We start from the raw sequence: 13,140 nt of genomic DNA on the forward strand, positions 1-13,140 counted from the left end.
GACATGACCAGGGACATGAGCCCGCTCGTCGATCTCACCGGACGGCATGTTCTGGTCACCGGCGCGTCGGCCGGCATCGGGCGGGCGACCGCTCTGCTGGCCGCCAGGCTCGGCGCGCGGGTCACGCTCAACGGGCGCGACGCCGGGCGGTTGGCCGAGACGCTGGCGCTTCTGCCGGGGGAGGGGCACCGGACGGCGGCCTTCGACCTGTCGGACAGCGACGCCATTCCCGGCTGGGTCAAGGCGCAGGCGGACACTGGCGGTCCCATCGCCGGTCTGGCCCATTGTGCCGGGGTGCAGGTCGGCAAGCCGGTGCGTGGCGTCGACCGCGCCTTCTTCGACGGCATCCTGCACGCCAACCTGCTGAGCGCTCTGGCGCTGGCCCGCGGCCTGCGGCAGAAGGGCTGCCACGCCGAACCGGCGGCGCTGGTGCTGGTGTCCTCCGTCGCCGCGGAGATCGGGCAGCCGGGCAACGTGGTCTATTCGGCGGCCAAGGGCGGGCTGGTCTCGGCCACCCGTGGGCTCGCCATGGAGTTCCTGCGCGACGGCATCCGCGTCAACTGCGTCGCCCCGGCGATGGTCGAGACGGAGATGATGGAGCGCTTCCGCCGCACCACCACGGCGGAACAGTTCGAGGCGATCCGTGCCGCCCACCCCATGGGCTTCGGCAAGCCGGAGGACGTGGCCTCGGCCATCGCCTTCCTGCTGTCGCCGGCCAGCGGCTGGATCAACGGTGTGATGCTGCCGGTGGACGGCGGCTATTTGGCGACGTGACGCCGTACGTGTTCGAAGGGTAAGGGTCCATGTTCCGCTTCCGCCGACCGACGGCCGACGATGCCGAGATGCTGCTGCGCTGGCGAACCGAGCCGTCGATCACCCGCTTCATGTTCACCGATCTGGAGAACCCGGACGTCGAGCGGCAGCGCGCGTGGCTGGCCGCGATGGACGCCCGCGCGGACTTCCGCCATTTCATCATCGAGCATGAGGGCCGCCCGGTCGGCTATCTTTCCTACTATGACATCGACCGGGTGCATCTGCGCTGCTCCTCCGGCTCGTACATCGTCGAGGAGAAGGACAGGCGGCGGCTCGCCGGCTTCCTGCACTGCTTCATCATGGATTATTGCTTCTACGGATTGGGGATGAACAAGCTCTTCAACTATTTCATGGAGGGCAACGACGCGGTCATCCGCATCCAGAGGGTTGTGAAGGCGCGCGAGGTCGGGGTGCTGCGTCAACATGTCCAGAAATATGGCCGTTTCCACGACGTCCATGTGTTCGAGACGCTGCGCAGCGATTGGGAAGGGCATCCCCATATCTTCTCGCGCGAAACCACGCTGGCCGCCTTCGCGGAATAGGCCGGGCGGCGGGGGGCTTACGTTGGGCGGTCGGCCGGGAAAGTTCGCCGTCACCCCAACCGAATGTTTGACCAATCCACCGCCGACGCGGTATGCGGCGGGGGTGGGGGCGGCGCCGCGGCGCCGGGAGCATGAGGGGAAGCACGGTGCGGCCTGAGGAAGCCTTGACGGATATCGACGTCACGCTGCTTGCCGGCGGTCTCGGCTCGCGCATGCGGGGCGTCTCGGGCGACACGCCCAAGGTGCTTGCGCCCATCGCGGGCCGCGCCTTTCTCGGACATCTGCTGGATCATCTGGCGGCCTACGGCGCGCGCCGGGTGGTGCTGTGCCTGGGCCATCTGGCCGATCGGGTGACGGCGTGGCTTGCCCAGGGCGACACCAACCGGTCGCTGGACGTCGTCTGCCAGATCGAGCCGAGCCAGATGGGCTCCGCCGCGGCGCTCGCCTACATCCGCAAGGACCTGAAGGCCGGCACCGTCCTGGTGATGAGCGGCGACACCTTTCTGGACGCCGACCTGCGCGCCTTCGTCGCCTCGCACCGCCTGTCGGGGGCGGAGGCGTCGGTCCTGTGCGTGGAGGTCGAGGACGCCGCCCGCTTCGGCCGGGTCGAGGTCGGGCCGGACAGCCGGGTCCGCCGGTTCCTCGACAAGGCGCCGGGGCGCGGGGTGATCAACGCCGGGGTCTATCTCTTTTCCGCGGCCTTCCTCGACCGCATCGCGGCCTCCGGGGCCAGTTCGCTGACCCGCGACGTGCTGCACAAGATGCCGCCGGGAACGCTGCACGGCCACATCGCCAAGGCCCGCTTCATCGACATGGGCACGCCGGAGAGTCTGGCGGTCGCCGCCAGCGTGATCGGCGGCCGCGAGACCTGAGCGGAGCGGGCGCCGTGGCGACGCTGGACGAGGCGCTGGCCATCGCGCTCGACCTTCACACCGCCGGGCGGACGGAGGAGGCGGAAACCCTCTACGGGCGGATTCTCGACGCCGTTCCGGACGAGCCGAACGCCCTCCACCTCTACGGCCTTCTCTGCGCCCAGGGCGGACGTCTGGAGCAGGCCGCCGGGCTGTTGGGCCGGGCGGTGGCGCAGCGCCCCGGCCAGCCCGAATTCCGCGCCAACCTCGCGATGCTGCATCAGGCCTGCGGCAACCCCGCCGCCGCCGCCGCAGAATACCGGGCCGCCCTGCGTCTTTGCCCCGATTCGGCGGCGCTCGCCTTTCCGTTGGCCGGAGCGGCGCGGCAAGCGGGGCAGGGTGGGCTCGCCCTGGCGGCCTATCGGCGCACGACGCTCATCCAGCCCGACCTTGCCGAGCCGATGGCCCAGGCCGGAATCCTGCTGCGCTACGCGGGCCGGACGGACGAGGCGGTGTCGGCCCTGCATCGCGCCGTCCGGCTGCGCCCCGACCATGGCGAGGCGTGGCACCATCTCGGCGTGGCGCTCCAGCGGACCAGGGAACCGGACGCGGTGACGGCGCTGGCGCACGCGGTGGCCCTGCTGCCCGAAGACGCGACGGTCCGGCTCAATCTCAGCCGCGCCCATTACGACGCGGAGCGCTGGAGCGCCGCCATTGCGGCCCTGCGCTCCGCGTTGGCGCTCGACCCTGCGAACGACGGCGCGCTGGAGCTTCTCGCCGCCGCCGGGCGAAGAGCGGGCGGGGAGGAGGGGGCCGTGAGGACGCTGCGCCGTCTCCTGCGGCTGCGACCGGACACGGCGAACGGCTGGCATGCGCTCTCCCTGTCCGAACCCGGCGCCCTGGGATCGCTTCGCCGCGCGCTCGTCCTTCAGCCGGATCACCGCAGCGCGCTGAGCGGGCTGGCGAACCGTCTGCGGGACCGGCAGAAGATCACCGCGTCGCTGCGCCTGCACGACCGCGCCGTCCGCGTTCAGCCGTCCAGCGCCGAGGCGCGCTGGAACCGTTCCCTGGCGCGGCTCCTCGCCGGCGACCTGACCGGCGGATGGGAGGACTATGAGGCGCGCTGGGGCGTGGCCGACTTTCCGACGAGACCGCGGGGCTTGCCGCAGCCACTGTGGAGCGGCGAGGACATCGCCGGGCGGACGATCCTCCTGCACGAGGAGCAGGGCCGCGGCGACGCCATCCAGTTCGTCCGCTACGCCCCTTTGGTCGCCGCCCGAGGCGCGCGCGTGCTGCTGGAGGTCGGGGCCGACCTGGTTCCGCTGTTCCGCGGCCTGCCGGGGGTGGAGCGGGTCTTCGCGCGCGGCGAGCCCTCGCCGGGGTTCGATTGGCAGTGCCCGCTCCTCAGCCTGCCGCGGGCCTTCGGCACCCGGCTGGAGAGCATTCCCGCCACCGTCCCTTATCTGACCGCCGACCCGGCGCGCACCGCGGCATGGCGGGAACGGCTTGCCGGCGACGGTCTCAAAGTGGGGCTGGTCTGGGCCGGCAACCCGCAGTTCGCCGGAGACCGGGAGCGGTCGCCGGGTTTGGCGGCGCTGAGCCCGCTGCTGGCGGTGCCGGGCTGCCGCTTCTTCGGCCTGCAACTCGGCCCCGGCCATGACGAGCTGGCGCGGCGGACGATGCCGCCGACCTTCACCGATCTGGCGCCGGCGATCCGCGACTTCGCCGACACCGCGGCGATCATGGCCTCGCTGGATCTGGTGATGTCCTCCTGCACGGCGCCCGCTCATCTGGCCGGGGCGCTGGGCGTGCCGCTGTGGGTGTTGCTGTCCCACGCGCCGGACTGGCGCTGGCTGCTCGACCGCGCCGACAGCCCCTGGTATCCGACCGCCCGCCTGTTCCGCCAGCCCCGCCCCGGCGATTGGGCCACACCGGCGGAGGAGGCTGCGGCGGCGCTTGCGGAGCAGGCTGCCGCATATTCTTGAAACCTTAACCACGCCGGGGCTATCAGGGGGCGGGGCGCAAACAGGCGCCGGTTGGGGGAGCCGCATGTCCGACATCGCCGGGGAACAGGCCGCCACGCTGAAGGCCCTGCTGGCCGAGCGCCAGTTCAACGCCGACCGCCTCAACGCCCTGACGGTCCACTGCGAGCGCATGCGCCGCGAGTTGGATTGGGACGCCCGCCTGTCCATCGCCGAGGCGTTGCGCCGCGACCCGCCGACCGGCGAGACGGTGCTGCTCCATTCCGTGCTGTTCCAGCTCACCGGTGATCTCTACCACTACGAGCGGATTCTCCATTACCTGCTGCTGGGCGGGGAGCGGGTCGGGCCGCAGTTGATGCACTACACCTACTGGTGCATGGCGCGGCAGCTGTTCCTGACCGCGTCGGCGCCGGAGAAGCTGGGCGCCTTCGGTCCCTGCGACCTGTTCCGCTTCTACGAGGAGCTGGTGCGGGCGGTGGAGCGGCGCTGGGGCATCGTTCCGCCGCGCCACGTGCCGCGCGATGGGCCGATCCGCCGGGTGGCCGTGCTGACCAACCAGTTCACCAACGACCAGCACCAGCCCTCGCGCGACTGCTTTGACTACGCCAGCCGGCTTCAGGACGATTTCGGGCTCGATGTCGCCATCATCAATTGCAACACCATGCCGTTGCGGGCCGAAAGCCTGTTCGTTCCGCCGATGATCGCGGAACTGGTCGCCGATTACGAGGGCGTCTTCGCGCTGAAGATGTTCGGGCGGCAGGTGAAGATGGCGTCCTTCACCGACCGCGCCTTTTCGAAGGAGAAGCTGACCACCATCGTCGGCGCCATCGACGGCTATGACCCCGACCTGCTGGTCACCTTCGGCGGGGCCAACGTGGTGGGCGACCTGTTCGCGGCGACCGGCGCGCGGCCGGTGGTCTGCCTGCCCACCACCTCGGGCATGACCATCTCGCTGGCCCATCTCGTGCTGGGGTACGAGGAGGGAAACCACACGGAGGCCATGCCGGCGCTCTACCGCGGCCCCTTCGCGCGGCGCTTCCGGCCTTTCACGCTGGGCTTCTCCCCGCCTCCCACGGCGGGAGTCGGGGGCGCTCTCGACCTGGGCGACGAGGCTTTCGTCTTCGCCGTGGTCGGCACCCGCCTGGATCTGGAGGTGACCGCGGAGTTCCTCGCGCTGGCCGATTCCATCCTCGACCGCTGCCCCGGCGCGGCGATCGTCTTCGCGGGGGAGGTTGAGCAATTGCCGCCCCGGCTGAAGGCGGCGCGCAACGGTGCGAGGATGCGCAGCCTGGGCCATCTCAGGGACATCCGCGCCTTCTACCGGCGCTGCCACGCCTACCTCAACCCGTCGCGTCAGGGCGGCGGCGGCAGCGCCGCCTACGCCATCGCCGAGGGGCTGCCGGTGGTCACGCTGGCCTGGGGCGACGTGGCGAGCGTGGCGGGGGCGGGCATCCCCGTGCCGGACGCCGCCGCCTATGTGGAACGCGCCGCCGCCCTGGTCGCCGACCCGGCGCTGCGGGAGCGGCAGGCGGAGTTGTCGCGCGTGCGCTTCCGGACCGTGGGCGACCGCCACCGCTGCGCCGAACGGCTGCTGGCCTACGGCGAGGAGGCGCGGGAGCTTCTGCGGGCGGACGCACAAAGGGAAGACCGGCCGGCCTCTTCCGTGGCAGAGTGACGACCCGACCATTGCAGCGAGAACCGCCTTCCGTGCCGCGCGACGTCATCATCAACGGCCGCCCCATCGGCCCCGGCCATCCGCCCTATCTGATCGCCGAGATGTCGGGCAACCACCAGGGCGATCTGAACCGGGCGCTCGCCCTGGTCGACGCCGCCAAGGAGGCCGGCGCCGACGCGGTGAAGCTGCAGACCTACACCGCCGACACCCTGACCATCGATCATGACGGGCCGGGATTTCTGCTGGAGGGCGGGCTGTGGAAGGGCCGCACCCTGCACGACCTCTACCGCGAGGCCCACACCCCCTGGGAGTGGCACGGCCCGCTGTTCGAGCGCGCGCGCGCCATCGGCCTGACCATCTTCAGCTCCCCCTTCGACGACACCGCGGTGGACCTGCTGGAGCGGCTGGACGTACCGGCCTTCAAGATCGCCTCCTTCGAGATGAACGACCTGCCGCTGATCCGCCGGGCCGCCCGTTCCGGCAAGCCGCTGATCATCTCCACAGGCCTCGCCACGCTGGGCGAGATCGGCGAGGCGGTGGAGGCCGCGGGCGACGCGCCGCTCGTCCTGCTCCATTGCGTCAGCGGCTACCCGACCCCGCCCGAGGACTGCAACCTGCGCACCATCCCGCACTTGGCGCAGGCTTTCGGTGTCGCCGCCGGCCTGTCCGACCACACCCACGGCGCGGCGGTGCCGGTCGCGGCGGCGGCGCTGGGCGCGGTGGTGATCGAGAAGCATTTCACCCTGTCCCGCGCCGAGGGCGGAGTGGACAGCGCCTTCTCCCTGGAGCCGGCGGAGTTCATGGCGATGGCCGACTCCGTCCGCACCGCCTGGGCGGCGCTGGGCCGCGTCCATTACGGTGTGAAGCCGAGCGAGGCGGGCGGGCGCGACTACCGCCGCTCCCTCTACGTCACCGCCGACGTGGCGGCTGGCGAGGCGCTGAGCGCCGCCAGCATCCGCTCCATCCGTCCCGGATTCGGCCTGGAGCCGAAACATCTCCCCGCCGTGCTCGGCCGCCGCGCCGCCCGGGCGCTGACGCGCGGCGAGCCGCTGCGCTGGGACATGCTGGCCCCGGAGGGTGAATGAGCGTTGCCACGCCAAAACCGCGCGTTGTCTGCATCTCGCAGGCCCGCATGACCTCGACCCGCCTGCCCGGCAAGGTGCTGATGGAAGCGGCGGGGCAGCCGCTGCTGGCGCATCATCTGGGCCGTTTGGCGCGCTGCCGGACGCTCGACGCGCTGGTGCTGGCGACCACGGTGAACGGCACCGACGATCCGGTGGCGGAACTGGCGGGATCGCTTGGCGTGCCGGTTTTCCGCGGCGACGAGCAGGACGTGCTCGGGCGCTTCGCCGGGGCCGCCGCCATGGCTGGCGCCGACGTGGTGGTGCGGGTCACCGCCGACTGCCCGCTGATCGACCCGGCGCTGGTGGATCGCGTGGTGACCGCCTTCCTGGGATCGGCGCCGCCGCTGGACTATCTCAGCCTGGACGTCACCCGCTTCCCCCGCGGTCTGGACAGCGAAGCTTTCACGCGCACCGCTCTGGACGAGGCCGCCGCAAACGCCATCGATCCGACGGAGCGCGAGCATGTCACCGCCCACCTCTACCTTCGCCCGGAGCGGTTCCGCATCGGCCCCCCCCTGGCGCCGGAGGACGGCACCGTCCTGGAGCAGCGTTGGTGCGTCGACGAAGCCGCCGATCTGGAGTTGGTCCGGCGTCTGCTGGACGCGCTGCTTCCCGAAAATCCGGGCTTTGGCTGGCAAGATTGTTGCAAAGTCCTGCGCCAGCACCCTGAATGGGCCGACCTGAACGGCAGCGTGCGTCAGAACACGCTCCACTGAAACGGAGACACCACCATGGACCGCAAGGATTTCCTGCTCGCGCTCGACGAGATGCTGGAGTTGGACGCCGGCACCCTGACCGGCACGGAAGAACTCGAATCGATCGACAGCTGGGACTCGCTGGCCGTCATCAGCTTCATCGCGCTGGTCGACGAGAAGCTCGGCCACGTCGTGGAGGGCGAGAAGCTCGTCAAGGCGAAGACGGTGGACGACCTGCTCGGTCTGGCCGGCATCGCCGTCACGGCCTGACGTTCCAGTGACGTCAAAGGTTGAGCGCTTCCCACGGCGCGGGCGGGCCGACATCGAGGGTGGTCCCGCCGCCTATCTGTCGATGGGGCGGGATGGCGTTCCGGCCCTGCTTCTGCACGGCTTCGCCGGTGATTCGCTGACTTGGCAGTTCAACGCCGCAGCGCTGGCCGCCGACCGCCGGATTCTGGCGGTGGATCTGCCGGGGCACGGCGCCTCGACCCTGGCGGTCGGGGATGGCCGGGTCGGCGCCTTCGCGCCCTGGCTGCTCCGCCTGCTGAACGCGCTGGAGATTCCGCGCGTCCATGCGGTTGGCCATTCGATGGGCGGCTACGTCGCGCTGGAACTGGCGCAGCTGGCTCCGGATCGGGTGGCAAGCCTGTCGCTGATCGCCAGCGCCGGCCTCGGCCCCGACTTCGACCTGGAGTTCCTGCGGCGGGTTGCCGCGCTGGAGACGGTGGAGGAGGGGCGGGACTGCGCGGCGCGCCTGTTCGCCCGGCCTTGGCTGCTGGCGGGGCGCGTCGGCGAGGTGATGCACGCCCAGGCCGCCGATCCCCGGCGCCGCGCCGCTCTGGAGCGCATCATCGCCGGCTCCTTCGCGCAAGCGCACCGGTCGACCGGCCCGGTGGACTGGACGGTGTTCCCGATGCCCATCCAGCTGCTGTGGGGGCGCGAGGACCGCATCATCCCGGTGCCGACCGCCGACCGCCTGCCCCCCGGTGCGCCGCTTCATCTCTTCGACAAGGCCGGACACTTGCCGCATAGTGAGGCGGCGACCCCCGTCACGGCCATCCTCCGCGACTTCCTTTCCGCATGCGACCCCCAATGACCGACTCCATGTTCGCGCTGATCGCCGAAGAGCTTGCCCGCATCGCCGCCGACAAGGGGGAAACCTTGCCGGCGCTCGGCCCGGAGACGCGCTTCCTGGGCGGGGACCTGCCGATCGACTCCCTCGACCTCGCCACCCTGCTGGTGGTGCTGGAGCAGCGCACCGGCCAGGACCCCTTTCGCGCCGGATTCGTCCAGTTCAACACGGTCGGAGAACTGGCGGCCCTCTACCGTCCGGACTCGCCCGCCGGGTCCGCATGAGCCCGCCGCCGCCCTCCTGGCTCCATTCCGGCGTCCGCCTGATCGAGGCGGGGCGCAGCGTCGGCTGGCCGGAGATCGCCGCGCAGGCCGACGCCTTCGAGGCGGCGTTCCGGAGCGGGGAGGGGAGGGTGGTCCTGCCGCCACAGGGTGTACCGGCCCTGGTCGCCGCCCTGGTCGCCGCCGAGCGGGCCGGGGTGGCCCTGCATCTGTCGCGCCGCGCCACGCCCGTGGAGGCGGCGAGCGAGCCCCGCGAGCCGGGCTTCATGGTGCTGCTGGAGACTTCCGGCACCACCGGCACGCCGAAGCTGATCCGGCATGACTTCCGGCGCCTGCGCGGACGTCTGCGCGGTGCCGCCGATCCGGACGCGCGGTGGCTGCTGGCCTATGAGCCGGCGGCCTTCGCCGGGCTTCAGGTGATCCTGACGGCGCTGGCCGCGGGGGCGACCCTGGTGTCGGCGCCCGGCGCCGGGGCTGCGGAACTGGCGCGCCTCGCCGTCGCGCTCGCAGTGACCCACATCAGCGCGACGCCCAGCTTCTGGCGCGCCTTTCTGCTGGCGCTCGACGGCGAGGCGCCACCGCTGGCGGCTGTCACGCTGGGCGGGGAAGTGGCTGACCAGCCGCTGCTCGACCGGCTGGCGGAGCGTTTCCCGACCGCGAAGCTTCGGCACATCTACGCCTCGACGGAGGCCGGGGCTCTCTTCGCGGTGGGGGACGGCAAGGCCGGCTTTCCCGCCGGATGGCTGGACGGCGGCATCGACGGGGTGGGGCTGCGCCTGCGCGACGGCGTGCTGGAGGTGGAGAGCCCCCGCGCGATGCTCGGCCTTGAGATCGGCCATGGCGGCCGCTGGCTGTCCACCGGTGATGTCGTGGAGGTGCGCGGCGACCGCGCTCTGTTTGCCGGGAGGCTTGACGGGCGGGTGAATGTCGGCGGGGTCAAAGTCTCCCCGGAGGTGGTGGAGCAGGTGTTGCTGGACGTGCCGGGCGTACGGGATGCCCTGGTCGAGCCCGCGGCCAACCCGGTGACCGGCCACATCCTGACGGCCCTGGTGGTTCCCGCCCCCGGGGTGGAGGAAACCGCCTTGCGCGCCGCGATCCGCACCGCCGTTGCCGGTCTGCCGCCCGCCGCGCGGCCGCGTCTGGTGACCATGACCGGGAGCATCGCCCTGGGGGCGGCGGGCAAGAAGACGCGGAAGGGAACGGCATGAGCGGCAAACGGCACGTCATCGTCACCGGCGGCAGCCGCGGGCTGGGGCTGGGACTCGTCGAAGCCTTGCTGGCCGACGGCTACCGGGTTTCCACCTGCAGCCGCGCTCCGAGCGAGGCACTGGAGCGGTTGGCCGGGCCGGACCTGTTCTGGCAAGCCTGCCGCATCGGCGACGGGGAGGCGGTTCGTGCCTTCATGGACGCCGCCCTGGAGTGGGGCGGGGCATCGCCGCTCTGGGCGCTGGTCAACAACGCCGGCATTGCGCGCGAGGGTGTGCTGGCGACCTTCCCCGAGATCGACGTGGAGGAGGTCATCCAGGTCAACCTGACCGGCGCCGTCCAGGTCGCCCGCGCCTTCCTGCGCGCAAAGCTGGTGAAGCGGGGGGCGGGGCGGATCGTCAACATCTCCTCGATCATCGGGCAGCGGGGCTACACCGGCCTGTCCGCCTATTCGGCGTCGAAGGCCGGGCTGGACGGGTTGACCCGCGCGCTGGCGCGCGAGGTCGGACGTCTCCAGGTCACCGTCAATTCCGTTGCGCCCGGGTATCTCGCCACCGAGATGTCCGGCACGCTGGCCGAGGGGCAGCGCGACCAGATCGTGCGGCGCACGCCGCTGGGTCGGCTGGGCGAGGTGGCCGACGTGGTCCCGGTGGTGCGTTTCCTGCTGGGGGACGGGTCGGGTTTCGTGACGGGCCAGACCATCGTCGTGGACGGCGGCATCACCGGCTGACGGAAGGAGACGCCCCATGGTGGCCAGCGTGATCGAGGGCGTCGCCCTGACTGGACTCGTCGCCTGTGTTCCGGAACGGCGCGAAACGGTGGAGGATCTGGCCGTCCGCTTCGGCGAGGACGCCGCCCGCCGGATCGCCAAGGCGACGGGCATCGAGGCCCGCCACCTCGTGCCCCCGCACCAATGCACCTCCGACCTCGGCGAGGCCGCGGCGCGGCGCCTGCTGGACCGGCTGGGCTGGGCGGCGGACAGCGTCGATCTCCTGGTCATGGTCACCCAGACCCATGACCATATTCTGCCGGCCTCGGGCTATCTCCTCCATCATCGGCTGGGGCTGGGCAAGAGCGCGGCGGTGCTCGACCTGACGCTCGGCTGCTCGGGTTACGTTCACGGCCTGTGGACGGCGTCGGCGATGCTGAAGGCGGCGGGCGGGCGGCGCGCGCTTCTGATCGCGGGTGACACGACGTCGCGCGTGATCGACCCCGACGACCGCGCCGTGGCGCCTCTGTTCGGCGACGCCGCCACGGCGACGGCGCTGGTGGCGGAGGAGGGGGCGGCGCCCATGGTCTTCGCGCTGGGCAGCGACGGCGCCGGCGCGCCCTATCTCGCCGTCCCCGGCGGCGGGCTGCGGCGGCCCGGCGAGCCCACGCACCTGTTCATGGACGGCACCCAGGTTTTCGCCTTCACCCTGCGGGAGGTGCCGGGCAACATCCGCGCCGTTCTGGAGCGGGCCGGCTGGGCGATGGAGATGGTGGACCGTCTGGTGCTGCATCAGGCCAATGCCCAGATGATCCGCCACCTCGCGCAGAAGCTCGGGGCGACCCCTGGGCAGACGGTGGTCGGGCTCGCCGGCTTCGGCAACACCAGTTCGGCGTCCATCCCCCTGGCGCTGGCTTCCGAGTTGGGAGCGACGCTGCGCGGCGGTCCGCTGCGCCTTCTGCTCTCGGGCTTCGGCGTCGGCTGGTCCTGGGGGAGTGTCGCGGTGACCGCCGGCCCGCTCGCCGTCTGCGAAGTGATCACGCTCCCTGCAAGCCCGGCAGAATCTGCCGGGTCGGATGCGCAACCGGCAAAGGGTGCCGGGAGGGAGGCAATTCTTGCCGAGTGCCCGGCAAGAATTGCCGACCCCTGATTTGCCCAGAGGCAGGATTTTCCGCGTTCGGGCGGCAAATTCGATCTGGCCCATTTATTGCCTATCGGTAGCCCGAGGGAATTAGTCCCTCTCCGTGCGCGCACCGTCGTACGGACTGAAATCCTCCAAAAGGAGTGACTCCATGGCTACCAGCGACATCTCCCTCTCGTCGTCGATGCGCACGAACCTGCTGCAGCTGCAGGGCGTCCAGGACTCGATCGCGAAGAAGCAGAACATCCTCGCCACCGGCAACAAGATCAACTCGGCGCTTGACGGCCCGACGTCGTTCTTCGCCGCGAAGAACCTGACCCAGCGCGCCGGCGACCTGACCGCGCTGAAGGACACGATGGGTCAGGCCATCAGCACCATCAAGGCCGCCGACAAGGGCTTGACCTCGATCGACGACATGATCGAGCAGGCGCGCGGCCTGACCACCGCCGCCTATTCCGCTCTGGGCACCGACGCCGGTTCCGTCGCCACCCGCAAGTCTCTCTCCAACCAGTTCAACGCGCTGAAGGAGCAGATCGACAAGCTGGCCGGTGACTCCGCCTATGGTGGCAAGAACCTGCTGGCCGGCAACGGCCTGCGGCTGGACTCCACCAGCGAGTCGCGCCGCGCCGTCAACACCATCCAGGGCATCGAGAACGCCCGCGTCACCAACGTGGTGTCGACCGACACCTACACGGTGCGCGTCAAGGGCGACGGCTCCATCGAGGGCGCGGCCGGCGAGATCAACAGCGCCGAGATGGCCCACGGCCTGGTCGGCCTGAAGCTGTCCGGCACGATGTCGACGTCGGCGGGCAGCTTCTCCGACGTGCAGATCGAGGTCCGCGGCGCCAAGGGCCGCGAGCGGTCCTTCATCGTCACGGACGGCAACGAGTCGCGCACGATCACCTACTTCGACAACAGCCAGACGATCGCCGCCAACACGACGACCGCAGCCAAGTCGGGCACCGCGCAGATCACCCAGGTGTCGATGGGCGGCACGATCGAGGCCGGCGACAGCTTCACCATCACCGTCGAAGACCAGACCTTCACCT

14 protein-coding genes are annotated in these 13,140 nt (G+C 71.0%); all 14 read left to right on the top strand.

Going from position 1 to position 13,140, the window contains the following annotated elements:
- The first annotated feature begins 3 nt into the window (after nucleotides 1-3).
- Nucleotides 4-774, top strand: a complete 771-nt coding sequence (locus tag ACFPMG_RS07520; protein WP_376994566.1) for an SDR family NAD(P)-dependent oxidoreductase — start codon at nucleotides 4-6, stop codon at nucleotides 772-774.
- A 29-nt stretch (nucleotides 775-803) separates the two neighbouring features.
- Complete coding sequence (locus tag ACFPMG_RS07525) at nucleotides 804-1,355, top strand: GNAT family N-acetyltransferase (protein ID WP_376994567.1); 552 nt, start codon at nucleotides 804-806, stop codon at nucleotides 1,353-1,355.
- 164 nt (nucleotides 1,356-1,519) lie between these two features.
- Nucleotides 1,520-2,227, top strand: a complete 708-nt coding sequence (locus ACFPMG_RS07530) for a sugar phosphate nucleotidyltransferase (protein ID WP_376994568.1) — start codon at nucleotides 1,520-1,522, stop codon at nucleotides 2,225-2,227.
- Nucleotides 2,228-2,241: 14 nt separating this feature from the next.
- Nucleotides 2,242-4,191 (top strand): tetratricopeptide repeat protein, encoded by a 1,950-nt coding sequence (locus ACFPMG_RS07535; protein WP_376994569.1) that lies wholly within the window; start codon nucleotides 2,242-2,244, stop codon nucleotides 4,189-4,191.
- A 64-nt stretch (nucleotides 4,192-4,255) separates the two neighbouring features.
- Nucleotides 4,256-5,863 (top strand): glycosyltransferase, encoded by a 1,608-nt coding sequence (locus ACFPMG_RS07540; protein ID WP_376994570.1) that lies wholly within the window; start codon nucleotides 4,256-4,258, stop codon nucleotides 5,861-5,863.
- Nucleotides 5,864-5,895: 32 nt separating this feature from the next.
- On the top strand, nucleotides 5,896-6,948 hold the full coding sequence (gene pseI / locus ACFPMG_RS07545; protein WP_376994571.1) for a pseudaminic acid synthase: 1,053 nt from the start codon (nucleotides 5,896-5,898) through the stop codon (nucleotides 6,946-6,948).
- Nucleotides 6,945-7,703 (top strand): cytidylyltransferase domain-containing protein, encoded by a 759-nt coding sequence (locus ACFPMG_RS07550; RefSeq protein WP_376994572.1) that lies wholly within the window; start codon nucleotides 6,945-6,947, stop codon nucleotides 7,701-7,703. The genes pseI and ACFPMG_RS07550 overlap by 4 nt, the downstream gene beginning before the upstream one ends.
- Before the next feature lie 15 nt (nucleotides 7,704-7,718).
- Nucleotides 7,719-7,952 (top strand): acyl carrier protein, encoded by a 234-nt coding sequence (locus ACFPMG_RS07555; protein WP_376994573.1) that lies wholly within the window; start codon nucleotides 7,719-7,721, stop codon nucleotides 7,950-7,952.
- Between the two features lie 7 nt (nucleotides 7,953-7,959).
- A complete protein-coding gene (locus tag ACFPMG_RS07560) occupies nucleotides 7,960-8,778 on the top strand; it encodes an alpha/beta fold hydrolase (RefSeq protein ID WP_376994574.1) in 819 nt (272 codons plus the stop codon).
- Nucleotides 8,775-9,038, top strand: a complete 264-nt coding sequence (locus ACFPMG_RS07565; protein WP_376994575.1) for a phosphopantetheine-binding protein — start codon at nucleotides 8,775-8,777, stop codon at nucleotides 9,036-9,038. Before ACFPMG_RS07560 ends, ACFPMG_RS07565 begins: the two co-directional genes overlap by 4 nt.
- Entirely contained in the window at nucleotides 9,035-10,243 is a 1,209-nt protein-coding gene (locus tag ACFPMG_RS07570; protein WP_376994576.1) for an AMP-binding protein, read from the top strand. Before ACFPMG_RS07565 ends, ACFPMG_RS07570 begins: the two co-directional genes overlap by 4 nt.
- Nucleotides 10,240-10,971 (top strand): SDR family NAD(P)-dependent oxidoreductase, encoded by a 732-nt coding sequence (locus tag ACFPMG_RS07575; RefSeq protein WP_376994577.1) that lies wholly within the window; start codon nucleotides 10,240-10,242, stop codon nucleotides 10,969-10,971. The genes ACFPMG_RS07570 and ACFPMG_RS07575 overlap by 4 nt, the downstream gene beginning before the upstream one ends.
- Nucleotides 10,972-10,987: 16 nt before the next feature.
- On the top strand, nucleotides 10,988-12,100 hold the full coding sequence (locus ACFPMG_RS07580; RefSeq protein ID WP_376994578.1) for a 3-oxoacyl-ACP synthase III family protein: 1,113 nt from the start codon (nucleotides 10,988-10,990) through the stop codon (nucleotides 12,098-12,100).
- A gap of 142 nt (nucleotides 12,101-12,242) precedes the next feature.
- The coding region (locus ACFPMG_RS07585) for a flagellin (protein WP_376994579.1) at nucleotides 12,243-13,140 on the top strand (898 nt) is incomplete at its 3' end.

The sequence above is a fragment of the Azospirillum himalayense genome (genome assembly GCF_042657465.1).
GTDB lineage: Bacteria > Pseudomonadota > Alphaproteobacteria > Azospirillales > Azospirillaceae > Azospirillum > Azospirillum himalayense.

What these genes read in the sequence shown, in the direction of transcription:
- ACFPMG_RS07565 (WP_376994575.1), top strand. Translation starts at nt 8,775, where the DNA reads ATGACCGACTCCATGTTCGCGCTGATCGCCGAAGAGCTTGCCCGCATC.
- ACFPMG_RS07550 (WP_376994572.1), top strand. Translation starts at nt 6,945, where the DNA reads ATGAGCGTTGCCACGCCAAAACCGCGCGTTGTCTGCATCTCGCAGGCC.
- ACFPMG_RS07570 (WP_376994576.1), top strand. Translation starts at nt 9,035, where the DNA reads ATGAGCCCGCCGCCGCCCTCCTGGCTCCATTCCGGCGTCCGCCTGATC.
- ACFPMG_RS07580 (WP_376994578.1), top strand. Translation starts at nt 10,988, where the DNA reads ATGGTGGCCAGCGTGATCGAGGGCGTCGCCCTGACTGGACTCGTCGCC.
- ACFPMG_RS07555 (WP_376994573.1), top strand. Translation starts at nt 7,719, where the DNA reads ATGGACCGCAAGGATTTCCTGCTCGCGCTCGACGAGATGCTGGAGTTG.
- ACFPMG_RS07540 (WP_376994570.1), top strand. Translation starts at nt 4,256, where the DNA reads ATGTCCGACATCGCCGGGGAACAGGCCGCCACGCTGAAGGCCCTGCTG.
- ACFPMG_RS07575 (WP_376994577.1), top strand. Translation starts at nt 10,240, where the DNA reads ATGAGCGGCAAACGGCACGTCATCGTCACCGGCGGCAGCCGCGGGCTG.
- ACFPMG_RS07525 (WP_376994567.1), top strand. Translation starts at nt 804, where the DNA reads ATGTTCCGCTTCCGCCGACCGACGGCCGACGATGCCGAGATGCTGCTG.
- ACFPMG_RS07520 (WP_376994566.1), top strand. Translation starts at nt 4, where the DNA reads ATGACCAGGGACATGAGCCCGCTCGTCGATCTCACCGGACGGCATGTT.